This window comes from Runella limosa DSM 17973, assembly GCF_000482465.1.
GTDB classification, from domain to species: domain Bacteria; phylum Bacteroidota; class Bacteroidia; order Cytophagales; family Spirosomataceae; genus Runella; species Runella limosa.
Map to the genome: position 1 here is coordinate 102,244 of NZ_KI519432.1, position 22,377 is coordinate 124,620.

The following is a 22,377-nucleotide window of genomic DNA, read 5'->3' on the forward strand; positions in this document are numbered from 1 at the left end:
TACACTACTTCACTGGTTTTCATAAATAACCAGCCATTTTACCACCATGCGTTGCTCGCTCTTTGTTGTTTGGACTACTGTTGTCCTACTTCTAAAATCAATCCTTTTTGCTCACGGGCAAACCACCGCCACACTCAGTGGCTACGTAGGAGATGCTACGACGGGCAAACCCATGCCCTTTGCCAATGTCTATGTGAATGGTAGTACGCGAGGGGCAGTGACTGACGAAAAAGGAGCATTTACCCTTGTCGGTATTCCGCTGGGTACGGTTGAAATTGTGGCTTCTTTTATTGGGTACGAACCCGAAAAACGGACGTTTAGATTTGACAATGCCTCTCCCCAAAAAGCTGATTTTCGGCTAAAAGCAAGCGCGCAAACCTTAGAAACGGTAATAGTACGTGGTAACCAAAAGCAACGAGAACAACAGCTACGTCAGTTTAAAAAGGAGCTTCTTGGGGAGCCGTTTGGTGGGCAGTGCCAGCTTGTCAACAGTGATGTACTGTATTTTAACGAAGAGAATAACCACCTGTATGCGACGGCCAACGAGCCGTTAGTTATTGAAAATCAGGCACTTGACTACCGATTGGTGTATGATTTGCAACATTTTGATGCTGCGGCCTCGGGAAAGACGTATTCGGCGGGTACTGCGCGTTTTGAAGAACTAAAACCAGAAAGCGAACGGCAAGCCAATCGGGTTCGACGCAATCGGTTAGCGGCCTACCAAGGCTCTATTCGGCATTTAATGGCCAGTTTGGTCGATAATACGTTTGAGCAGTCGGGCTTTATGGTTTTTCAGGAGGATGTTACTAAACCAATGCCCGCAGATCGTAAGTCCATTACGCTCGCCGCCGCCATTAGCGAATACAAGCGTTTGATTCCAGTCAAGGCTGCTACGTTGATTCAACCTGGAAAGTTATCGACCGAACGCCGATTGGTTTCGTCCATGAAGCTCATTGTGTTTTACAGGAATGCCTCTTCCAACTTTTCACCTTATCCCGATGCCCGTTACGAATACACCGAAATATCGCTCCCCAGCGGATACCTACAACTGGCTACCAATGGGGTGATTACGAAGCCTGAAGGAATGGTGGCACAAGGTTCGATGGGAGATGATCGACTTTCGACGATGCTGCCCGCCGATTGGCAACCCGATGCGAATGCGAAGGAGTCGCTTACAAACGATCCGTTGGCAATACAGGGAAAAATTGCACTGCCTGATTCCAGCCTAAAACGCATTACGGCGGCTTTCAGTGAACGGTTTAAGTTGCTGGCTCCTACCTTGTTTGTACACATTGACAAACCCTTTTATGCCACTGGAGATAGGCTCTGGATGAGTACGTATTTACTCGACGCGGCCAATCATCAGCGGGCCAGTGGCGAAACGGCTATCCATGTTGACTTGCTTACGCCCACAGGAAAACTGGTGCAGCACCAGTGGGTGCGCATCGTGGAAGGGCGCGGCAGCGGCGATTTTCGCTTGTCGGATACCCTCACGACGGGGACGTACCACCTACGCGCATACACCGACGAAGATGATGCGCAACACCGCCCAGCGTTTGAGCGGTCGGTGACGGTCTATAACCTGCTTCGGAATAGCAACGGATCCATGCCTAATGATTCTATTCCCAAGCTATTAGACGTTCAGATTTTGCCCGAAGGTGGTCGGTGGATTGCGGGATTACCAGCGCGTTTGGGCGTAAAAATTCTACAACCCAACGGACACGGCTTGGCCATTGGGGGACGTATTGTTGACGATTTGGGCGTTGAAGTCGTTGGGTTTAAAACCAATCAGCAGGGGATGACAAGCGTGTTGCTGGAGCCCAAGGCACAGCGGACTTATTATGCCAATGTAATATATAACAACCAGCCGCAGCGTGTATCATTGCCCAAGCCAGAAATGGAAGGGCTGTTGCTTTCGGCTGATGCAACCAGCGACACTACCCGTCTAATGTTGACCATAAGGAGTTCAAAACGGACCGTAACCGACTCTGTCTATGTGGTGGTTCAGCAGCAGGGTCGGGTGATTGACCAGCGAAAAATTCTTTTGCAAAACGGAGTGGCGAAGATAAATTTGCCCATAACGACTTGGCCAGCAGGGCTTGCGCAAATCACCCTGTATGATGCTATCGGTAAAGCCCAGGCCGAACGATTGGTATTTGTCCCCGAATCCACCGCGCCAGTACGTGTAGTGATGAGTTTTAACAAAAACCGCTATCAGCCACGCGAGCAGGCCATCTTGAGTATCAATTTGAGTGATAATGGATCACCAGTGCTGGCCGCTTTATCAGCCTCGATTACTGACGCCGACCAAGTATTTGATGATACCGCTGAAGCTAACATTCACACCCACTTGTTGCTGACGGGAGAGCTGCGAGGACGTATCGAAACACCCAACCAGTACCTGAAGAATCGCTCCGCTGAAACCCTTCAAGCACTGGATGATTTACTGTTGACGCAGGGCTGGCGACGTGTTAGCGGTACGCCCGAAACAGAACAGTTCGGTGGCGTATCGCTCAAAGGACGCATCCTAAACGCTAAAAATCAACCTATAGCTGGTGCGAAGCTCACGGTAGTATCGACAGGTGTTGGCAAATCCTTTGTAGGAACGGCAGGTGCTGACGAACAGGGGCGCTTCCGTCTCGTAGGAATGGCGGTGACGGATACTTTACAGTTAATGGTACAAATTACGGATGAAAAGTCAAGAAAACTTTCTGCCAAAGAAGCCATTTTAGTCTTGGAAACGTCGAATAATCAATGGGAATCTGGGCGCATAACTGCGGCTCTCGATTGGTTGGCGTTGCGGGAGGAATCGAAAGCGGCTCGGATTCGACAGGAGGCCAACGCTGACTTTTACCGTGATAAAACAGCTCAAGTCTTGCAGGAAGTGACGGTTCGAGCGCGTAAATATGAGGAAAGACCCGAGGATGTTCAACTGCGCAGTTTGCACAATGCGGCCGATGCTGTTGTTGTGTTCGACGACAAATCACCCGTTTTTCAAAATCTGTACGAAATGATTCAGGGTCGGTTGACAGGTGTGATCGTTCAACGAGAAGGGGTATCCCAAGCGCGTAGCTACAAGGTATTTATGCGGGGGGTAAATAGTTTCAAAAGCGGCATGCAACCCTTGTACTTGATAGATGGCGTGCCCATAGAGGACCGCGACGGAACCGCTTTGCTGTACTATAATGCAGGAGACATCGAACGCATCGAAGTGTTAAAAAATGCGGGTACCACTGGTACTTATGGGGTTCGAGCGGGCAATGGGGTCATTGCTTTTTACACCAAACGTGCTCGGTCGATGCAGAAAAATTCTAAAACGAACGAAGGAATGACGCCAATTGAATTCATCAGTTATCCGTCGGTACAGCGCGAATTTTACGTGCCTCGCTACGAGGCAGAGGCAGCAATCGGCACTACGTCTAAGCTTGATTATCGGGATGTTTTATACTGGAAACCCCTCATGCAAACCGACGGGCAGGGACGCAGTCAGCTGCGTTTTCCGCTGTCAGACGTAGTGCGGACGGTGCGTGTGGTGATACAGGGCATTACGGCCGACGGTCGTCCAGTGGTGGGTGTTCAGTTAATTCGAGTTCAATATTGACCATGCCTATTGTGAGCAAAAAGCCGCCTCGGCCTGTATTTCGATGATTGTTCATTTTCCCGTAAAAGAAAAACTGGTCGAAGTAATGCCCCCCGTCGTCGCCGAAGAGTGGGCAGACATTCAAAAAAATCAGAAATAGCTGCTACTTTATTCGCGGATTTCTTTGCCCCGAACGGTCATTTCCCAGTCGCCGAGGGTACCGTACAATACCAGCGAGCCAAAGCGAAACTTGTCCACGATTTCGGTGCCTTCCGATACGCTGTCGTAAAAATCTTTGTCAACTGGTAGTTCAAACTCAATCGCATTCACCGCATTACGAATGTGTTTTTTTACACTCAACGAAAAGCTAGCCTGTTTCAATTTTAGCTTTAGGATGTACTTGGGCTTTTTAGCGGCATTGATCAAGTCAAGTTGTGCCTTCAAGTCGGTGTTTTCTTTGCGAAGGCGTTCCAACTCCTCAGAGTTTCCGCAAGAGGTCAAAAGACCTGCACAAATAAGGACGAGAAAGAGGGATTTGTACATGAGAGGTGATAGTTAATTGGTTTATTTTTTGAGTCGGATATTGGTAGGAGACACCCATTCGTCCCATTCGCTGCCGTAATCGTTGTAATGAATATAGTGTAAACACGAATACGTTTTTAAAACTTTGGCGGGATACCATTTTTTATCGTCGTCATAATACACCTCAACGGACGAACCTAGGGGATAGCTTTTGGGACAAACAAATGGTTTTAAACGCGAGGATGCTACCCAATCGGTTTCGTTGTTGGTATAACTGTAAAAACGAACGTTGAACTTCTTTCCCGCGTCGCTATCCACGACAAATCCCAGCCAATCGGTGCCGTCATAATCCACTTGGATGCGCTGACCAATGCGTTTGTCTTTTTTGGGAGGGACGTTGCTGCTGATGGCCCAAGTGCGCAAAGTTTCGGGAACAAAATAAGCGGCTTTTTGCCCTTCTACGACGGCCATTTCTTCGTCGATGTAGTTGGCGAGTTCACCCAACGTAATGTTACCATTTTGGTCGGTATCCACAAACGATTCTCCTTTCAGACCGTACAACAAAGCATTGGAAAAAGTCCAGTTGCCCGTCGAGACATTGGTGGGAACGACGGAGTTGAGCGCGACATAATTACGTTGGGGAAATTTACGAACCTCCTGCGATAATCCTCCTGAATTACAACAATCGGCGGTAAAGAAGGCGGTATTTCCCGCAAAATTATCGTTAACGGTTCGTACCATTTCTTCGACCGACCAGTCGGTACCTTGGTAGCTAGCAAAGCACACTTTTTTGGCGTCGTTTTTATAGCCATGACCGCAGTAGTAGAAAAAAAGAACGTCGTTGGGTTTGGCCTGACGTAAAAACGGTGCCATCGCTGCCCGAATGGCTTTGGTGGTAGCTTGTTGGTCTTTGAGGTAGAGGATTTGTTCGGAAGGTACGCCTTGCTTTTGGAAAAATTGAATGATTTTGGCATCGACGCGTCCTTTTTTCTCAAAAGAGGCAAAGCTATTGGCATCTGCCCATTCCAAAACGCCAATCATACATACCCACGTACGTTGCGGCTCAAAACTTGATTTAGGCTGGGCAGCGCTTGAGAGTGTTAGTAGAAAAAAGAGGAAATAAAGGTTAAAAAAAAGCTTTTTCATTGGGTCGGTCCAAACCTTATAGGTTTTTGAAACCTATAAGGTTTCGTTTACGTTTATGGTTTAATACAGCTCGCTTTAACGCCCAAGCCTTACTTTTATTCCCCGCTGTTGCAGCATTTGAATAAAGCGTTCTCCGTCAAAATTTTCATCGAGAGATATAAGGCGGTACTTACCTGTTTTTAAAACAATACTAGCACCAAGCCATTTTGTTTTTCTTTTAGTAAAAACTACTTCTTTTATTTCCGAAAGTAAGATTTCCTTCTGGTAGGTAGTTCTAAATCGGTAATTCCACAAGGTCAAGGCCGTAACTGCAAAAAAAATAACTCCTAAAGCAATATCGAAATAGTTGCTTCTTTCTATTCCTTTGTGGAGTTTGGCTGTTCCCATGACCCCCAACGAAACAACGATGACCAGTTCATAGCTCCATTCACGCTTGGCGTTGTCATCAATCAAGAGGGTATCTGCATCGAGTTCAGCGATGCCCTTTTCTAAAATGTAATGAGATTCTTTCATATAAACCTTATAGGTTTTTGAAACCTATAAGGTTTCGTTTCGTTTTAAATACTTCATCAATGCCTCTTCAAAAAACGGAATGGCTTTGTACTGAATGACTTCACGCGGAGCGCTTTCCAGGACTTGGTACATCCGTCGTGCGCGGTCGGGATCTTTGGCTTCGTTGGCGAGCGTATTCTGGTAGGTATGAATCCCAAACAAAATATAGCCCGAACGAGGTAGGCGAGTCAACGTTTGGCGTTCCACGCGTAAGTACAACCGTTCGCCGAGGGTGTCGAGGGTGAGGGTAGGGCCTACTTCTGCCAGCTCTTTTCGCGAAGCCACAAAATACTTCGACGACATATCTAACGCGTTGTGGATTTTGAAATTCCAATTGAGACGCCACACGGGTCGATGAGGGAGAATGCGTTCCATCAGCTTTTGTGCCGTCATCATCATAGGACTCAGTACTTTAGGAATGTGCGTATGAATGTCCAAAAACGATTTGCCAAACTTTTCACCCAAATCCCAGTCGTTGGGAAAGCACAATTGCCCCGCATTGAGCGTGACGGCTTCATCGTTGGCCATCAGGAGTAAATCTTCCTGTACTTGGCGGCCTACCCAATCGAGGGGCAAGAAAGGAAGGCTACTATTGTCCTCAAATACAAAAGACTGCTGTTCGTCCAAAAGGTGATTATGCCAATGCCAACGGTCGTCTTTGATCGTCAACTGAAAATGCTGAGGGTAGAAAGCTACCAATGCCCGAAGCACCTTGTCGAGCACTTCCCATTGCGCCAAATGTGTTTCGGGCAGCGCGTTGAAATAATAACCGTGATCTTCAGCAAGTAGGTGCCGTTTTTCGGTTATTTCGGCCACATAGTGCTCATCTACTTCTACCAGTGGGTCGGTTTCTTTGAGGGGAAAAGTGCCCATGGTAAAAGAGTAACGTTCCTCGAAAGGAAAATAAGGCAGCAGCATGATTGTAATATCTAAGCCCCTTTGGACAGTGTTAAAGCAATTTGTCCCGCATGATGGGCATTGTGAAAAAGTACGTGAGAAAAGATTCTCATGCGCGAAACCGTACCAAAAAAGGGCGTATCAATGGGGGCGTTCCAAGCCTCGTCAGGGGTTGAATTGATACAATTTTGCAACATATTAAACCCCTTTTGGAGCAGTACATGGCTTGCTTCTACATCATTGCCCTGGCCTTCGTCAGTGTGCCCCATGGTGGTGTTGGTTACTTCGCTAGGCATTCCTAGAAAATACCCAAATAGGTTCATGGTTTCGGCTACATGTCGATAAATGAACCCAACAGAAGCAGTTTGGGGGTTGAGACGTAAATGTGCATTTTCGGGCGTAATTTGCTGAAAGGCAAAACTGCATGTCAATTGATTTTGTAAGAGTAGGTCGTTCAGGAGTTGTTTAGGCATATTTGTAAGGTTTACTTCACAAATATAATAATTCTTAGATAAGGGCTTGAAACCTATTATTGTACCGTCTAGGCTACCAGCCTTTCTTCACCGAAAACATTATTCCAAGGTTTTTGTCAAAGAGTTGACCATAATCGAATGCAATTGTTGCTTTGGTTTCGAGTCCGTATTTTTTCCAAGGGAAAATAAAAGTAGCTAGGTATGAAAATTGGTTCGCTTTGGCAAACACGTCCTTAAAGTATTCTGGGAAGTTTTTGCTGTATGAAATTCGAGTAGAGAAGCGTGTGACCTGCCCAATGGTGCCATCTAATCCCGCATGAAATAGTTCTACGCTATTGTTGGCCACGTAGTAGCCCCTTGTCAATTTATTGACGTAAGCTGGGGCAATGAGTGTGGGGTTCATGTCAAAGTAGCGGGTAAAAAAGGGCGTTCCAATGATGAAATGGTTATAAGTCCAGTCGGTTGTATATTGGGCATGTCTAAAATAAGGGTCGGGTTCGTACCTATTGCGCAAATCAGGATTCATACTATTGCCTTTATCAAGCGTAGTGAGGTATTCGAGGGTCACCTGAGAAATATGAAGCCCACGCCCTGTTTTTGCTTTGGCGTTTTTGAGACGTAGCCCATACAACCCGTCGGGGAAATTGGTAAAAGCTAGACCAGATTTATCTTCATAGGGGTGTTGGTGGTACAATAATACGTCCCAATTGCTTTGTTTGTACGAAAAAGCAAGATCAATAGAACCCAAATGGTTACCAATTTGATTGAACGTTTCAAATTCGGAGTAACTGGTGCCTTCGGGCGATTTGGCAATGGTCAAATAAAGGTAGTCTTTGAAAGACGAAGGATATTTGCCATCGGTAAGGACTCCTTGTATGGGATGAACTGGCGTACCACCCCACTGTACATAATGGAGCAACCCTAAGAAAAAGTTGACTTTCCATGTGGGTTTCCCGATTCGACCGTGAAAACTTTTTTGATGTAAGTAGTAATTATGAACCGAATCTTGGCGACCAAACCAACCGTGAGAAAATGTGGCATGAAAAGCCAGTATGTCTTTGGTAAAAGGGACTGAGACAAACCCCTTGGTGCCAATATGTACTTTGGGGATGGGCAGGGCATTGCCCGACCAAGCGTAAGAACCAGAGGAAAGTAGGGTGTCTCCCAACCCAAAAAATTCTTTGCGACGACCTACATAGGCTTCAAATTGGCGATGACGAAAGGTGGCAGATGCCACGGGTAAAATGACGGAAGAAGTACGCCCTACATTGGCTATAATTTCGCCTTGTAGGTGAAGTTGGGCTTTGCGGGGTTTTGTTCCGATAAAAGCTTGCGCCCCTGTTTTCACAAACACAAATGGATTAGAGAGAGGAACGCTTCCAAATTGGTTAGAACGAAGCCAAAACGGTGTGTGCTGTGAGGTAGCGGCCACTCCACCTGTTTCCACAAAAAAACGAGTGGAGTCTTCTTGGGCGTTTGAAGTTAACCCAAAACAGAGGAATGAAAAGAGTGTACAGATAAAGCGATGATACATAAACCGACTGAGTTGAGGCAGGATGCTGGTGTAATCAAAAGCATAAATGTACAAAATTTTCATTCGATAATGGGTGGGCCTGTGATTGTGAAAAATCGTTTTTCTACAAGAAGCGTTTGAAGTTTTCGGGTGTATCTCCCGTAAATTGTTTGAAGTCTTTGATGAAGTGAGCTTGGTCAAAAAAATGGTTTTCGTAGCAAATATCGGTCAGCGATTTTTGTTGGTCAAATTGAGCTAAAACGGTGTTAAAACGTACAATCGACGCAAATTTTTTGGGCGTCGTACCCACAACTTTTCGGAAACGTTTCTCAAACGGACTGGCGCTGATAAACAGCCGTTCGTTGAGTTCTTTTACCCGAATGCTTCCTTTGCTTTCGTAAATTAGCCTAACCGCCTCCACGATAAGTTTATCGGTTTCGATGTCTTTGAGTTGGGAAAGAAAGAACTGCTCCACGACTCGGAGGCGTTGTTTGTCGGTGGTGGCTGCTGCCAATTTTTCCTCAACTTCTTGGATGGTGTTTTTGTCAAAAATATGCTCCAACGACAGGCTCAAATTGAAAAGTGCGTGCGTGGGTTGAGAGGCAAAATGGGCAAAACCCGTCTCGGTAAAATAAACCAAAATAGTGCCGATATGAGCGGAATTTTTGAAAATTTTGTAACTGTCGGACATCCCCGTAATTCCCGCCGAAGCAAGCGATTGGACAGTGCCGTTTTGGTAAGAAGTAAGCTGGCCTCGGTACTGAAATCCAATCACAAGCCCCGACGACGGAAAGACTTTGTAGTCGCTTTCTTGGTCGTTTTCCGACACCACAAAATACTTAATGTACGGCTGGAGTCGGGCAGTTGGGGCATGTGTGTCGAATTTCATGGGTTACTTGGCTACTTTTTTTCGTTTGAATGAATAAACGTTACTGCCTGTTTTGAAATCGGAATTTGCCAAAAATCTTTGGGACGGCTTTCGTTTAAAAACAGGGGGCCGTTGGGGCGTAATGCTTTCAAAATAGGTCGAAAACGTTCTTCACTGAGCCTTACAGCAGTACTGTCGGCGTATTCTGTCATCAGAATATAGCGAAATGCCGCCGTCGAATCAGGAGTAGTTTTTAGCACTTTATAAGACGTAATGATGCCTTGTTTCAGGGCCTCTACGCGGAAAACCTGCCAATTTTGACGAATAAAATACGCCACTTCGGCTTCTTTGCCATTTTTGACTTCCACAAAATCCATGATCCAGACCGATTGGGCGTTGGCTGAAGGACTCAATACTGCAAAGATAAAGGCAGCGACGATTGTTTTAAGCGAAAAATAAAGTGATTGTTTCATGGGAGACTACTCTTGTTGGTTTTTGAAACTTGGTGAATTTTTTGGCAAGAGTAGGTCTAAAAATGCCTATAATCGTCAAAAATGGTAAGATTGGACAATATTTAGCTGCTTTTTCGACGAAATTCGCTGGGGCTTTGTCCCGTAAATTTCTTAAAAGCGTTGTAAAAAGAAGCCCTCGTCCCAAACCCAACATCGTACCCTACGGCTTCAATCGTCGTTTTGTAAAATTGCTCCGAACCCAGTAACTCTTGGGCGGCTTCAACGCGGAATTTATTGACAAAATCGTTGAAACTCATTCCTTCGCCTTCGTTTATAAGCTGAGAAAGTTGGTTTTCGTTGATGCCCATTTTTTGTGCCATTTCTTTTAGACGCAGGTTTTCGTTCAAAAACAGCTTTTCGTCCCGCATTAATCGGTGAAGTTCCTGTTGTAATTGTGTTTTTTGGGAACCAACGAGGTTAGACTTAGCATACTTCGGAGGAATTATTTGGTACGTAGGTAAGTCGGACTGACTGAGGAGTTTGATGCAACCTGCCATCAAAAAAAGGGAGATGATTTGGTAGGAAAAATATTCGTATTGGGGATAGGGTAGGAGCCAAATAAGCACCGACGAAAGTAGATAAAGGGCATAACCCACGAGCAACAGTAGTAGCCAACGTCGGGTGGAAACGATTTTGGGCAAAGAGATTTGTGCGGAGATTGGTCGAAAACGCCACCACTCATATACCGATAGAAAAAAATAACCTACGGCCAACGACACAGTAATGCCCGCAAATGCCCAAAAATTGGGGGCAGGGTCGGGGAGGGCTTGCTGGAAAACAAGCACTTTGTCGCGGGCATTTAGGGAATAAAAAGGCAAGGTATAAACCAGCACCAGAAGCGTAGGAGCAAAGTGAAGCCACTGGATTTTTTGCCACCTCACTTGCGGGCGAAATAAAAAGTAAAAATACAGGTAAAAGGTGACGGGACGCAGTAATCCGAGCGGGTGGTTGAGTTTGAGCAAATGAGGGAAGTGCTCAAATAACCGATTGAAATACAGGTTTTTGAGAAAAATGCTAATAAAACAGTTGAGCAAAAAAGCGATGAGAAAATAGTTAGCGGCGGACGACTGCTGTTTGTTTCTCAACCAAACGCCTATGGCCACCAAAAGCGCAATACCACCCCCCATCAAAATGCTAAAATCGCTTATGCTGAATTTCATTGGTTGACATAAATGGCTGTTTGCCTAAATCGCATATATACGCTTTAGGGTATCATTGATTCTGTCGCTCAGGATTTCTATGAGTTCTTCGTCCATGTACTCGTATTCGTCGGCAATGGCCAGCACCTCGATGGTAGGAAGTTCCAAATGCCTGTAAAGCTCCTTAATTTTTGATTTATGTTCGTATTCCATCACTAACACTAAATCAGCCCAATGTAAATCATTTTCGGAGATTTTTCGGTTGCTTTTGGGACTTAATCCTGCCGAACGGATGCGAATACGGTTGTCGTTCAGAAACAGATGCCCTGCGGTTTTACTCCGTTTTTTATTTTTGCCACAGATAACGAGCACGTTGGGCTTTTCGGTCATCGCTTAAAATTTTTATTTTGCCTAAAAAAGAAGCTCCCGAAGCACTCTCATTGTGGATATCCCCAGCCTAAAGGCATGGGGTTAGAAGATGTGATAATTGTTTTCGTTTAATTTTGCATAGGTTTACTTTAATACATATTTCACGGTTACAGAGGCACTTATTTTTATTTTTTCAAATTCGATGTTGGGAGCATTATACTGAGCTTGATAGAGTTCAGAAGAACCACGTATGCTAATCCCGTTTACCCTTCCTTGAAGTATGTTGTCGGTATTTGTTTCATTATCTGTAATGTGAATAGCGTTTCCAATGGACTGTGAAATAGCTTTGGTCAAAGAAGTGGCTCTTATTCGTGATTTTTCAATAGCTTTTATTCTACAAATATTTTTTATGGTTTCAATATCTGAGTGTTCTACTTGGTCGATAGAAATATTTGAAATTCCCAGTTCTTCAAACTTAATAATTACTTTGCTGGCCATATCAGCAGTGGTAACTTTTAATAGATATTCTTTGAGTTTTAGAATCTCTTTTGGTCTAAAAAGGTACGATTTGTAATTACTAATTATATCACTTGTTGTTAAATCATTTTCAATACTGATTCCCAGTCCTTTTAACGATGCAACCATTTTTTTCTCTTGTTCTTCGAGGGATATTTTGTCGCGACTATCTTTTTCAGAAATCACAACTTTTAAGTAAATTAGATTGGGAGTTACCAATGTGTCTTTGCTCTCACTCACCTCAATGTATGGAAGGTCAATGAAATTTTTTGTTTGTGCTAATGTAAGCGTACAGACTGACAATAAGCACAACAAAGGTGATAGTAATTTTTTCATGGTGAGTAAGTTATATTGGAACCTCATTTGATTAAAAATGCGTTTTAGCTCTTCATTTTCTATAAATCAACCTGCCAACTCTATTGATATGTTCAATGAAATCTGGATATGAAAGTGCAGGAAAATTGACTAAATCGACTCGGTAGGGCAATGAGCTTTCGGATAATAAAGCGGTAATGGCACGAATGCTTTTGACACTAACACCTTCATTCATCACGGCCAAATCCACATCACTGCCTTTGTGGTAATTTCCTTTGGCCCTGCTTCCAAAAATCCGGACTTCTTCTACCTCAGGATAGGCCGCAAATACATTGCGTAGTGTTTGTAGGTCGCGCTCGGTTAACCCAAATACGTTTGCATCCGTAGTTGTCATCGAATAAAAACTGTTGTATATCAGCTATTTGTGTTTTAAGTCGGAGACTTTATGCCGTGGGCGTCCCGACTGGATGTCGGGACGAGCATGGCTGGATGTCGGGACGAGCAACATAAACAAGCTCCTAAGCTTCGGCCTTTTTTGTGGACTTTTTAAAGCTTTTGAGCCCTTGAAGTGGCGTGTAATGGTCGCTTTTGCGGGGGTAGTAGCCTGTACCGTCGTAAACTCGTTTGTTGGGCACACATTTACAAGCCTCCGAACACGCCCCTTCCATTTTCCAACCGCAGTCTTCGCACATCGGTACGTGGATATTGCACTCGTTGTTGGCGCAGTTGATCATGCGGTCGGAAGGTGTACCACAAACGTAGCAAGTCGAAATTACTTTTGGATTGACTTGGTTCACATCCACCGTGAGGCGGTTATCGAACACGTAGCATTTTCCCTCAAAATCTTCCCCGCCTGCTTCTAGTCCGTATTTGATGATGCCGCCGTGGAGCTGATAAACGTTGTCAAACCCTTGGTCGAGGAGGTAAGCGCTGGCTTTTTCGCACTTGATACCGCCCGTACAGTAAGTAACAATCTTTTTACCTTGACCTTTCAAATGCTCAATTTCTTGAATATGTTGCGGCAATTCGCGCAAGTTTTCCATATCAAACGTAATCGCCCCTTTGAACTTCCCAACGCTGTGCTCGTAGTTGGAGCGCATGTCGATTACCACCAAATCAGGGTCTTCTTTGAGCATTTGCTTAAAATCATCTGGCTCTAGGTGTACCCCCGTTTGTTTGAGTGGATCCACGGGCAAGTCAGAGTTGACAATCTCTTCTTTGAGGCGTACGTGCAGTTTTTGGAACGTATGATTTTCGTGGTATTCCACTTTGAAGTCGATACTCGCAAAACGTGGGTCGGCTTTCACCCACTGCATGTAGGCTTCGCAATCTTCGATGAGGCCCGATACCGTACCATTAAGCCCCTCAGGAGCGATGATGATGCGTCCGAGGAGGTTGTTGTTGACACAAAATTCGTGTTGCGCATCGCGATAGACCTGTGGGTCTTCGATGGGCACATATTGATAGTATAAAAGAACACTGTAAGGTTTCATTTGACTCATAATAAGAAGTACAACATAAAGCTGAGTTCTATTTTTTCTGTGGTATAGTTAGAAATTGAAAATCAGCAAATAACGTTCCTGCAAAATTACAAAAAACTTAGGAGCTGGCCGAGAAGTAAGAGCATGAGTCAGAAAAAGTATAAAAGTCTGACTATATTCGCATACTTTTTATGAAAGTTTTCGCCTAAAAATCGATACCACCCCTTAAAACTTTATCATAACGGTTTAACTCTACCCTATCATGCACATTGCAATTACTGGAAACATCGGAGCAGGTAAAACTACGCTCGCTCGCAAGCTCTCAGAACACTATAAGTGGGGAGTTTTGTACGAAGCCGTAGAAGGAAACCCTTACTTGGCCGATTTTTATGAAGACATGGCGCGCTGGTCGTTCAATCTTCAGGTGTTTTTTCTTAACAGTCGTTTTTCGCAAGCCCAAAAGATTCGCTCGATGCACTATCAGACGGTGATTCAAGACCGTACGATTTACGAAGATGCATTTATTTTTGCGAAAAATTTGGCCGATTCTGGCTTGATGGAAACCCGTGATTATCAGAACTATTTGATGATGTACGAAACCATCACCAACGCCATCAAAGCCCCCGATATTATTGTGTATTTGAAGGCTGATTTGCCCAAACTCCGCCGTCAGATTCAGAAGCGTGGACGCGAATTTGAACAAACCATCAGCGATGAATACTTGCTCAATCTTAACGGATTGTACGAAAATTTTGCCGATACTTACATCGACGGAACCTTACTGACGATCGACGTCAATGACCTAGATTTTGAAAGTAACCCCGAGGATTTTGAGTACATTATCTCTCAAATGAACCGTACACTAGGGTATAGGTAGAGCAGGTCGATCGGGTTGTGAGCAACCCTCTGCACGGGTGAGTCGGGTTGCTCACAACCCGACCGACGACATACTCAGTAAACAAAAAAGGAAGCCTAGGCTTCCTTTTTTGTTGCAGTGTCAGGAGGTTTTCAAACTAGAAATCAGCATCGAAGCTAATGGTTTGAACATCACGCTCTTTGCTAGAGTTTTTCACGCCAGGTTTTTGGTATTCGCCTACTTTCTTCTCAAAGAAGTTGGTTTTCCCTTGGAGCGAAATCATGTCCATGAAGTCAAATGGATTGGTTGAATTATAGATTTTCTTCAATCCCAACGATACCAAAAGGTGGTCGGCCACAAATTCGATGTACTGATTCATCAAGGTCGCGTTCATCCCAATGAGCGATACAGGCAAGGCGTCTGTAACGAATTCTTGCTCAATCGCTACGGCATCGCGGATGATGCTGTAAATATTTTCTTCGGGTAACTTGTTGACAATGTGGTCGGTATAGAGCAAGCAGGCAAAGTCGCGGTGTAAGCCTTCGTCCCGTGAGATAAGTTCGTTTGAGAACGTCAAACCAGGCATCAAACCACGTTTTTTAAGCCAGAAAATCGAGCAAAAAGAACCTGAGAAAAAGATACCTTCTACGGCTGCAAAAGCAATAAGGCGCTCGGCAAACGAACCGTTAGAAATCCAACGCAAAGCCCAGTCGGCTTTTTTCTGCACGCACGGAATCGTGTCAATGGCGCGGAGCATACGGTCTTTTTCGGCGGGGTCTTTGATATAGCTGTCGATGAGTAATGAATACGTTTCGGAGTGGATGTTTTCCATCGCAATTTGGAATCCATAAAAGCACTTAGCCTCAGCGTATTGTACCTCACTTAGGAAGTTGACGGCCAAGTTTTCGTTAACGATACCATCGGATGCCGCAAAGAAAGCCAAAACGTGCGAAATGAAGTGTCTCTCGCCGTCGTTGAGGTTTTCCCAGTGTTGAAGGTCAGAGGCAAGGTCAATCTCTTCGGCCACCCAAAACGTTGCTACGTGGTTTTTGTAAAATTGCCAAATATCGTGGTGTTTGATAGGAAAAAGTACAAAGCGGTGGGGGTCTTCAACCAACAGGGGCTCTACAGCGTTGGTGACTTCGGATTGTGACATAATATTAATATAGCTAGATGTTAAAGTGTATTGGGGGATTTTAGCGTAACAAATTTACCAACTTTGACGGACTGTGTCATTGACGTAGCGCACCTCCTTTTCAAGTAAGTAAAAAAATACAACCTCTGTTGGTGCTAACTTGTTTCATTTGAGATAGTTCCGAAAAGTAAATTCTTGATATTTTTATGCGACCTACGTATAAGCGTTTGGAAAGTCTGAACGAACCATCGTATTTTTGGACAATTCACCCAAATTAACCTTTATGTCTCCATGGTATAAGCTCCAAAACGAGGAGCAAGCAGATTCGCCGTCGTTGTTGATTTATAAAGAGCGAGTGGCAAGTAATATTCAAAAGATGATTGACATTGCGGGCGATGCCGAGCGTTTGTACCCGCACGTGAAAACCAATAAAATGCCTGAGGTGGTCAAAATGATGCTCGCCGCAGGGATTTCAAAATTTAAGTGTGCCACCATTGCCGAAGCCGAAATGGCCGCCATGGCAGGAGCGAAGTACGTGGTGATTGCCCACCAATTGATGGGGCCGAAAGTAAAGCGTTTGCTGGCGTTCCGTCAACAGTATCCCGACGTTTTTGTGGCTTCGTTGATTGATAGTGCGTCGGTCGCAAAAGAACATAACGATGTTTTTGGCGCAAGTGGCTTGGTCAGTGACGTGTTTTTAGATGTCAACAACGGGATGGATCGCTCGGGGCATGCCCTTGATGGCGATATTCTTGGCCTTTATCAATTGTTGCACCAACTTCCTAATAGTAGCTGTCACGGTTTGCACGTATATGATGGGCACTTGCGGACGCCCGATTTTGAGTCGCGTCGTCACGAAGTGGAAGATGGATTTGTGGATGTCCAACATTTCTTAGAAGCCATCGCTGAGGCAAATTTACCGCGCCCCATCATTGTTGCAGGGGGAACTCCTACGTTTACCGTACACGCACTTCACGCCGAAACGTATTGCAGCCCAGGTACTTGTGTGTTGTGGGACTGGGGCTACGGCGATAAACTACCCGAACAGCCGTTTGAGTACGCGGCACTGGTACTCACTCGCGTGATTTCAAAGCCAAAAGCAGGTTTTATTACGGTGGACATGGGCCACAAAGCCGTCTCGGCCGAAAATCCGATTGACAAACGGATTCGTTTTTTGAATCTTGACAATTACGAACTCGTTGGACAAAGTGAAGAGCATGGCGTTATCCGCGTAGAAAATTGGGAAAATATCAACGTCGGAGATGTGTTGTACGGCGTGCCATTTCACGTTTGTCCTACGGTAAATCTTTACGACGAAGCCTACGTTGTTGAAAATCAGTCAGTGGTGGATACGTGGCAGGTGCTAGGGCGCAAGCGTAGAATCACCGTGTAGGGGGCACCTTCTCGAAAGTTTTGGAACTTTCGGGAAGGTAATGTGCAAGGCGGTTACTCCTAACCGCCGCTTGAGGTTTCTCAAAACCGAATGAATCGAGCGCTTCACGAGGTTTTGAGAAACCTCGGCTGACAGATTTGAGAATCTGTCAGCACATACGATTTGAGAATCGGCCTGTACATACCCGTTTTAGGTCACCTTAACTGATTATAAATTTAGAAAGGAGAGCAAGTAATGGCCCACTACTTCTTAAAACTCCACTCGGTAGTTCAAGACAGGAATGAGGGGTAACTGATAAACGGTACGAACTTCGTTCAGGTTAGAATCAAAGAAATGGTTATAGACATTTTGACGGTTGGTGGCATTCTGAAGGTCGAGAGAAAGCGTACTGGTGAAGCCGTTTTTATTGCGTTTCCAACTTACCCGTACATCCGACCGAAAATATGCATCCAATTTGTCTTGGTTGGTTTGGGCATCTATCCATACCGTTTGTCCTTGGCGGCGAGAAGCTGCAAGGTCGATGGGCGTGGTGCGATAGCCACCCATATAAGTGGTTTTGAGGTTGATACCCAGTACATTGTTCCTGCCTTGACCTAGTTGCCATTCTTTTCCCACCAATATATTCACGGCACTTCCTGCGTCAAAACGCGTACTGCGCCAAACTTCGTCGGAGCCTTGGTAGCGCGATTTGAAAACCGAGCCACTGACGAGGTAATAAAAGTTATTGTGTAAAAAACGCTCCAACGTAAGCTCAAACCCGTAGTTTTCGCCTCGTCCGTTGTTGGCCAACTGTTTGGAAATAAAACCATCCGCAACGTTGAGGATAGAAATGGCATCACGCTGGTTGGCGCTGACAGGTACGCCGTACAGCGACTGGTAGTAAGCCTCGGTTTTGAGGCGGGTATGTTCGCTCAAAAGTCGGTCGTAGGAAAGAACAAGGTGGTGAGCCTTGGTAAAATTAAGCGACTGGTTGGGGTAACGATTTGGAATATCACCAGCAGCCGTTGGAGAATAAAAATACAAGGCCAGCGGATGAGTTTGGCTATGAAGTCCGTAGCCCAGCGCCAATGACTGCCCCGTAGCCAAGTCCCATTTGACCGACGCCCGTGGTTCAATACTTTGGCGGCTGTTGAGGAATAAACGCAGGGTATGCACCCCAAGATTAGCAGTGAGGCGTTCGGTGAGCTTATAATTGGCTTGCGCAAAAATCTGAAGGGTAGCAGTTTGGCCTTTAGACGACACGTAGCGTTCCCATTTCTTCGCTTCGGCATCCCACGCTTCTCGGAAAAAATCGTACGTTTGGAGACTCCAAATCGCCCCCGTACGGAGCGCAAGGCGGGCGTTGAACTTGTAATTGAGCGTACTTGACACCGACAGTTTGTTGAGTTGATAGTGTTCATCGTAGCGAGGTTCAAAAACGTAGTTATCGGTGTAGCGTTTCTGCCTAAACCCGTTTTCGTAGGCCGAGTAAAGCACCACCGTTTTTAACAACGCATTGGGACTGAAGTTAAGCGAGTGCGTTGCTCCCCAAGCCCCCGTATTAGACTTGAATTTTTCATCAAAACGCTTGTCGCCTTCGGTTTTCCAGAGGGTAGAATCGGCTTTAGCAACGCCCGTGCTGCTGCTCAATCCGCCAAAACCAAAGAGCGTAAATTTCCCCCATTTTTGGGTAGGAAGCGAAATGTTGTACGAAATATCCTGAAAGCGTTGGGCAAAATCACCAACGGGAAGACCAATTTTACTCAAAAGTTCGAGGGTAGAGTAGCGATAGTTGATTAAATACGAGCCTTTGTACTTGGTCGAAAAAGGCCCTTCGGCAGCGACGTCTAAGCCCAAAAGTCCCGCCTGAATGGTGTATTCACGCTTTTGGTTGTTGCCTTTGCGGAGTTTAAGGTCAAACACGCCCGAGAGTGTATTTCCATATTCGGCGGAGAAAGCGCCCGTCATAAAGTCGGAGTTGGTCAATACCTGCGCGCTCAAAATCGAAATGCCACCACCCGAAGCGCCCAAGCTCGAAAAATGGTTGGGGTTGGGAATATCAATACCTTCCATTCGCCACAGCAAGCCGTTGGGCGAGTTACCACGAATGACAATGTTGTTACCCCCATCGTCGGCCGACATCACACCTGCGTAAGCCGTCGCCATACGTGCAGGGTCGTTGACAGCGGCGGCGTAGCGCTGGGTTTCTTCGACCGAAAACGTCCGGGCGCTTACGGTGGCCATGTCGTTGAGAGGTTTGTCTTTTTCAACGGTCGGTTTAACGGTGATTTCGGCCAACTGAGTGATGTCTTCTTCGAGGCCGATGGTCAGCACTAATTCCTTGCCCGCATTGACCATAATATTACTCATAATACTCTCTTTGTAGCCCATATACGTCACTTTCAGCGTTTGGCGGCCTATTGGCACGTTGGGTAGGGCAAAGTCGCCATCTGTGCTAGTTGTCGTACCTCGGAGTGGTTGGCTTCCTACGAGTACAATGCTTGCCCCAGCAATGGGTGTTTGGAGGCTTTTGTCCACCACTATTCCACGTATAGTTTGAGTAAGGGTTTGGGAATGAGTTGTTTGTGAGGTTGAAAGCAAGAGGGCAATGGCTGCGATGAAAAAATACGAGTGACGCAAAAAAAGGTGATGGAAACGATTGCTTTTAAAACGGAATGAGCTTTGCATGGCTTTTGAGGATTGTGATTTTTAGACAAAAAGAATCCCGTCACCGAGCAAAAGCGGTGTTGTAAAAGGCAAGTACAATTTACAAGGCTACCCCTACTGGGTGACGGGAGAAAGTTTACAGAGGTTTGTTTTCTTGGCTATTTGCTAAGATGACAACTCGTCACGGTAATTCCCCTACGCCAGCAGGTCAAAAGTTTTTAAAAAAGCTTATACCAAGGCCACAACGGCGTAAATAATCATGGCCAAACACAAAATTACTTTCATCACAATTCCTGACAAAAAGCCTAAAAATGAGCCAAAAGCGGCTTTTAAGGCTTTGTCGATGGCCATCCCGCCGATAAGTTCGCCCACAAGTGCCCCCAAAAAGGCACCTAAAAATATTCCCAAAGCAGGAATGACAAAAAAGCCAAGCAGTAGCCCCAACGTAGAACCCCAAGTGCCGTATTGGCTCCCGCCAAATTTTTTGATGCCCCAAATCGGTACATAATAATCCAACACAGTGATAATGACTGTCACAAACCCAAACGAGTACAACACCCATGAACTCATGGTGGCGTAGCTGCAAAAATAAAGACACAACAATCCAACAAAACTTAGTGGCGGTCCAGGGAGGGGAAGAACGGCACCTGCAAGCCCTACCAACAACCCAGCAATGCCTAAAATGAGTAAAAGGATGTCCATGAAGTTAACTGTTTAAAAACTAACATTCAAATAACAGAAAAAACGCTTACGCATCGTATCTTTGCCGACTAAATTTTGAGCTGGCGGAAGTTAAATTCTAACGAAAGCGGCTCAGTCACCAAATCTCTCACAACTAAAATGTCAAAAGTCTTAATCATAGGAGCAGGAGGAGTAGGGGGCGTGGTTGCGCACAAATGCGCAATGAATTCGCACGTTTTTACCGAAATCATGCTTGCAAGCCGCACCAAGTCGAAATGCGATAAAATTGCGGCAGATATTAAAACGATGCACGGGGTAACGATTCAAACGGCCGCAGTAGATGCCGACATCGTGGCGGAGCTTGTGGTGCTTATCAAGTCGTTTCAGCCCAAAATGGTGATTAACGTGGCCTTGCCTTACCAAGACCTTACCATCATGGATGCGTGCTTGGAAACGGGGGTTCACTACCTCGATACGGCTAACTACGAACCCAAAGACGTGGCAAAGTTTGAGTATAGCTGGCAGTGGGCGTACCAAGAGCGTTTTAAAGAAGCGGGCTTGATGGCATTGTTGGGCTGTGGGTTTGACCCAGGCGTGACGCAGGTATTTACGTCGTTTGCCAACAAGCATCAGTTTGATGAAATGCACTACCTCGACATCATCGACTGTAACGCTGGAAACCACGGGAAAGCATTTGCCACCAACTTTAATCCCGAAATCAACATTCGCGAGATTACGCAGCCTGGTCGTTACTGGGAAAATGGAGAGTGGGTAGAAATTCCTGCCATGAGCATTCACAAGCCGATTGATTATCCTGGCATTGGACCAAAAGAAAGCTACGTTTTATACCACGAAGAATTGGAGTCACTGGTGAAAAACTTCCCAACGTTGAAGCGCGCGCGTTTCTGGATGACTTTCGGACAGGCGTATTTGACGCACTTGGAAGTTCTTCAAAACGTAGGAATGACGAGCATTGCGCCAATTAAGTTTCAGGGAATGGACATCGTTCCGTTGGAGTTTTTGAAAGCCGTATTGCCTCCGCCAGATTCATTGGGAGAAAATTACACAGGCCAAACGTCGATTGGGTGCCAAATCAAAGGTATCAAAGATGGCCAAGATAAAACCTATTACGTGTGGAACAATTGCGACCACGCCGAGTGCTGGAAAGAAGTACGTGCCCAAGCGGTTAGCTACACGACAGGCGTACCTGCGATGATTGGTGCGATGTTGATGTTGACCAACGCGGATTGGATGAAAGCAGGGGTATGGAACTGCGAAGAGCTAAACCCAGACCCATTCATGGATTTACTCAATCAGCACGGTTTGCCTTGGCATGAGCAAATTAACCAGCCGTTGCCGCACGAGTATTAGTCTTTATTTAACCTTGGCAGGGTTTTGAACCCTGTCAAGGTTTTTCAATGTGTCCGTGGTTACTCATTGTAGATTTACTTTTTCAAAATAATATTTGGCAATGAAGGAGTTAAACCGATTACTCACTGGTACTCAGATACTGAGGTTATGTTTGGTTTCTCCTTCATGACAAATGCTGATAACGGACAGTTCATTGGGTATTTTAGCCCGTCTCACAATGTTGTTTATAGGCATTTAATTGTTTCATCTTTTTTTATTTTAGTTATGGGTACTTATCTTGGAATCGACATTAGTAGTGACTTTATTCACATCGCTTGTGAAGATAATACTACTTGGGTTTTCACCAAAGTTGAGAACGAGCTCAAAGCTATTGATGACTGGATAAGCAGCATGCCAGAAGATATTCATGTCA

General features: G+C 45.4%; 21 protein-coding genes and 1 pseudogene. 6 read left to right on the forward strand and 16 right to left on the reverse strand.

All coding sequences use genetic code 11. From position 1 onward, the window contains the following. Positions 1-46: 46 nt before the first annotated feature. Complete coding sequence (locus tag K339_RS0131250) at positions 47-3,601, forward strand: carboxypeptidase-like regulatory domain-containing protein (RefSeq protein ID WP_028527106.1); 3,555 nt, start codon at positions 47-49, stop codon at positions 3,599-3,601. Then, positions 3,597-3,728, forward strand: a pseudogene (locus tag K339_RS37975) (tRNA 2-methylthio-N6-isopentenyl adenosine(37) hydroxylase MiaE); the annotation flags it as partial. The gene K339_RS0131250 and the pseudogene K339_RS37975, both read left to right, overlap by 5 nt. Before the next feature lie 20 nt (positions 3,729-3,748). On the opposite strand, the gene K339_RS0131260 reads toward K339_RS37975, so the two are convergent. From K339_RS0131260 to trhO, 13 genes are all read right to left on the reverse strand, one after another. Then, positions 3,749-4,123, reverse strand: coding sequence for a hypothetical protein (locus K339_RS0131260; protein WP_051398393.1), 375 nt, complete (start codon positions 4,121-4,123; stop codon positions 3,749-3,751). Positions 4,124-4,144: 21 nt separating this feature from the next. Then, positions 4,145-5,248, reverse strand: a complete 1,104-nt coding sequence (locus K339_RS0131265) for an agenet domain-containing protein (RefSeq protein ID WP_028527108.1) — start codon at positions 5,246-5,248, stop codon at positions 4,145-4,147. A gap of 75 nt (positions 5,249-5,323) precedes the next feature. After that, entirely contained in the window at positions 5,324-5,761 is a 438-nt protein-coding gene (locus K339_RS0131270; protein WP_028527109.1) for a hypothetical protein, read from the reverse strand. A gap of 24 nt (positions 5,762-5,785) precedes the next feature. Further along, positions 5,786-6,673, reverse strand: coding sequence for a heme-dependent oxidative N-demethylase family protein (locus K339_RS0131275; protein WP_229598855.1), 888 nt, complete (start codon positions 6,671-6,673; stop codon positions 5,786-5,788). Positions 6,674-6,729: 56 nt separating this feature from the next. After that, positions 6,730-7,170, reverse strand: coding sequence for a DinB family protein (locus tag K339_RS0131280; protein WP_028527111.1), 441 nt, complete (start codon positions 7,168-7,170; stop codon positions 6,730-6,732). Positions 7,171-7,243: 73 nt separating this feature from the next. Next, entirely contained in the window at positions 7,244-8,767 is a 1,524-nt protein-coding gene (locus K339_RS35525; protein WP_051398394.1) for a capsule assembly Wzi family protein, read from the reverse strand. 40 nt (positions 8,768-8,807) lie between these two features. Further along, complete coding sequence (locus K339_RS0131290; RefSeq protein ID WP_028527112.1) at positions 8,808-9,572, reverse strand: helix-turn-helix domain-containing protein; 765 nt, start codon at positions 9,570-9,572, stop codon at positions 8,808-8,810. An 11-nt stretch (positions 9,573-9,583) separates the two neighbouring features. Then, the gene (locus K339_RS0131295) at positions 9,584-10,024 is read right to left on the reverse strand and encodes a hypothetical protein (protein WP_028527113.1); all 441 of its coding nucleotides are present in this window, start codon (positions 10,022-10,024) and stop codon (positions 9,584-9,586) included. 101 nt (positions 10,025-10,125) lie between these two features. Next, a complete protein-coding gene (locus K339_RS0131300) occupies positions 10,126-11,223 on the reverse strand; it encodes a helix-turn-helix domain-containing protein (RefSeq protein WP_028527114.1) in 1,098 nt (365 codons plus the stop codon). A 24-nt stretch (positions 11,224-11,247) separates the two neighbouring features. After that, positions 11,248-11,592, reverse strand: coding sequence for a protein-tyrosine-phosphatase (locus tag K339_RS0131305; RefSeq protein ID WP_028527115.1), 345 nt, complete (start codon positions 11,590-11,592; stop codon positions 11,248-11,250). A 123-nt stretch (positions 11,593-11,715) separates the two neighbouring features. Further along, on the reverse strand, positions 11,716-12,423 hold the full coding sequence (locus K339_RS0131310) for an SIMPL domain-containing protein (protein WP_028527116.1): 708 nt from the start codon (positions 12,421-12,423) through the stop codon (positions 11,716-11,718). A 52-nt stretch (positions 12,424-12,475) separates the two neighbouring features. Continuing rightward, a complete protein-coding gene (locus tag K339_RS0131315) occupies positions 12,476-12,796 on the reverse strand; it encodes a nucleotidyltransferase domain-containing protein (RefSeq protein WP_028527117.1) in 321 nt (106 codons plus the stop codon). 124 nt (positions 12,797-12,920) lie between these two features. After that, complete coding sequence (trhO, locus tag K339_RS0131320; RefSeq protein WP_028527118.1) at positions 12,921-13,895, reverse strand: oxygen-dependent tRNA uridine(34) hydroxylase TrhO; 975 nt, start codon at positions 13,893-13,895, stop codon at positions 12,921-12,923. A 250-nt stretch (positions 13,896-14,145) separates the two neighbouring features. Between trhO and K339_RS0131325 the strand changes: the two genes are divergently transcribed. After that, positions 14,146-14,760 carry a deoxynucleoside kinase gene (locus K339_RS0131325; RefSeq protein ID WP_028527119.1) on the forward strand — a complete coding sequence of 205 codons (615 nt, stop codon included), beginning with the start codon at positions 14,146-14,148 and terminating at the stop codon, positions 14,758-14,760. Between the two features lie 136 nt (positions 14,761-14,896). Here the strand turns inward: K339_RS0131325 and K339_RS0131330 are convergent, their stop codons facing one another. Next, the gene (locus K339_RS0131330; RefSeq protein WP_028527120.1) at positions 14,897-15,895 is read right to left on the reverse strand and encodes a ribonucleoside-diphosphate reductase small subunit; all 999 of its coding nucleotides are present in this window, start codon (positions 15,893-15,895) and stop codon (positions 14,897-14,899) included. Positions 15,896-16,157: 262 nt separating this feature from the next. On the opposite strand from K339_RS0131330, the gene K339_RS0131335 reads away from it, so the two are divergent. Further along, complete coding sequence (locus K339_RS0131335; RefSeq protein WP_028527121.1) at positions 16,158-17,267, forward strand: D-TA family PLP-dependent enzyme; 1,110 nt, start codon at positions 16,158-16,160, stop codon at positions 17,265-17,267. Between the two features lie 249 nt (positions 17,268-17,516). Here the strand turns inward: K339_RS0131335 and K339_RS0131340 are convergent, their stop codons facing one another. Both K339_RS0131340 and K339_RS0131345 read right to left on the reverse strand, forming a co-directional pair. Beyond that, positions 17,517-19,934 (reverse strand): TonB-dependent receptor, encoded by a 2,418-nt coding sequence (locus tag K339_RS0131340; protein ID WP_051398395.1) that lies wholly within the window; start codon positions 19,932-19,934, stop codon positions 17,517-17,519. A gap of 207 nt (positions 19,935-20,141) precedes the next feature. Continuing rightward, a complete protein-coding gene (locus K339_RS0131345) occupies positions 20,142-20,615 on the reverse strand; it encodes a DUF456 domain-containing protein (RefSeq protein WP_028527123.1) in 474 nt (157 codons plus the stop codon). A 138-nt stretch (positions 20,616-20,753) separates the two neighbouring features. On the opposite strand from K339_RS0131345, the gene K339_RS0131350 reads away from it, so the two are divergent. Both K339_RS0131350 and K339_RS37805 read left to right on the forward strand, forming a co-directional pair. Beyond that, the gene (locus K339_RS0131350) at positions 20,754-21,965 is read left to right on the forward strand and encodes a saccharopine dehydrogenase family protein (protein ID WP_028527124.1); all 1,212 of its coding nucleotides are present in this window, start codon (positions 20,754-20,756) and stop codon (positions 21,963-21,965) included. A 147-nt stretch (positions 21,966-22,112) separates the two neighbouring features. Further along, on the forward strand, positions 22,113-22,377 hold a 265-nt coding region (locus tag K339_RS37805), incomplete at its 3' end, for a hypothetical protein (RefSeq protein ID WP_211243866.1).

Bases quoted from the DNA above. Each gene is read 5' to 3' on its own strand.
- K339_RS0131250 (WP_028527106.1), top strand. From the start codon at position 47: ATGCGTTGCTCGCTCTTTGTTGTTTGGACTACTGTTGTCCTACTTCTA.
- K339_RS0131260 (WP_051398393.1), bottom strand. From the start codon at position 4,123: ATGTACAAATCCCTCTTTCTCGTCCTTATTTGTGCAGGTCTTTTGACC.
- K339_RS0131265 (WP_028527108.1), bottom strand. From the start codon at position 5,248: ATGAAAAAGCTTTTTTTTAACCTTTATTTCCTCTTTTTTCTACTAACA.
- K339_RS0131270 (WP_028527109.1), bottom strand. From the start codon at position 5,761: ATGAAAGAATCTCATTACATTTTAGAAAAGGGCATCGCTGAACTCGAT.
- K339_RS0131275 (WP_229598855.1), bottom strand. From the start codon at position 6,673: ATGGGCACTTTTCCCCTCAAAGAAACCGACCCACTGGTAGAAGTAGAT.
- K339_RS0131280 (WP_028527111.1), bottom strand. From the start codon at position 7,170: ATGCCTAAACAACTCCTGAACGACCTACTCTTACAAAATCAATTGACA.
- K339_RS35525 (WP_051398394.1), bottom strand. From the start codon at position 8,767: ATGAAAATTTTGTACATTTATGCTTTTGATTACACCAGCATCCTGCCT.
- K339_RS0131290 (WP_028527112.1), bottom strand. From the start codon at position 9,572: ATGAAATTCGACACACATGCCCCAACTGCCCGACTCCAGCCGTACATT.
- K339_RS0131295 (WP_028527113.1), bottom strand. From the start codon at position 10,024: ATGAAACAATCACTTTATTTTTCGCTTAAAACAATCGTCGCTGCCTTT.
- K339_RS0131300 (WP_028527114.1), bottom strand. From the start codon at position 11,223: ATGAAATTCAGCATAAGCGATTTTAGCATTTTGATGGGGGGTGGTATT.
- K339_RS0131305 (WP_028527115.1), bottom strand. From the start codon at position 11,592: ATGACCGAAAAGCCCAACGTGCTCGTTATCTGTGGCAAAAATAAAAAA.
- K339_RS0131310 (WP_028527116.1), bottom strand. From the start codon at position 12,423: ATGAAAAAATTACTATCACCTTTGTTGTGCTTATTGTCAGTCTGTACG.
- K339_RS0131315 (WP_028527117.1), bottom strand. From the start codon at position 12,796: ATGACAACTACGGATGCAAACGTATTTGGGTTAACCGAGCGCGACCTA.
- trhO (WP_028527118.1), bottom strand. From the start codon at position 13,895: ATGAAACCTTACAGTGTTCTTTTATACTATCAATATGTGCCCATCGAA.
- K339_RS0131325 (WP_028527119.1), top strand. From the start codon at position 14,146: ATGCACATTGCAATTACTGGAAACATCGGAGCAGGTAAAACTACGCTC.
- K339_RS0131330 (WP_028527120.1), bottom strand. From the start codon at position 15,895: ATGTCACAATCCGAAGTCACCAACGCTGTAGAGCCCCTGTTGGTTGAA.
- K339_RS0131335 (WP_028527121.1), top strand. From the start codon at position 16,158: ATGTCTCCATGGTATAAGCTCCAAAACGAGGAGCAAGCAGATTCGCCG.
- K339_RS0131340 (WP_051398395.1), bottom strand. From the start codon at position 19,934: ATGCAAAGCTCATTCCGTTTTAAAAGCAATCGTTTCCATCACCTTTTT.
- K339_RS0131345 (WP_028527123.1), bottom strand. From the start codon at position 20,615: ATGGACATCCTTTTACTCATTTTAGGCATTGCTGGGTTGTTGGTAGGG.
- K339_RS0131350 (WP_028527124.1), top strand. From the start codon at position 20,754: ATGTCAAAAGTCTTAATCATAGGAGCAGGAGGAGTAGGGGGCGTGGTT.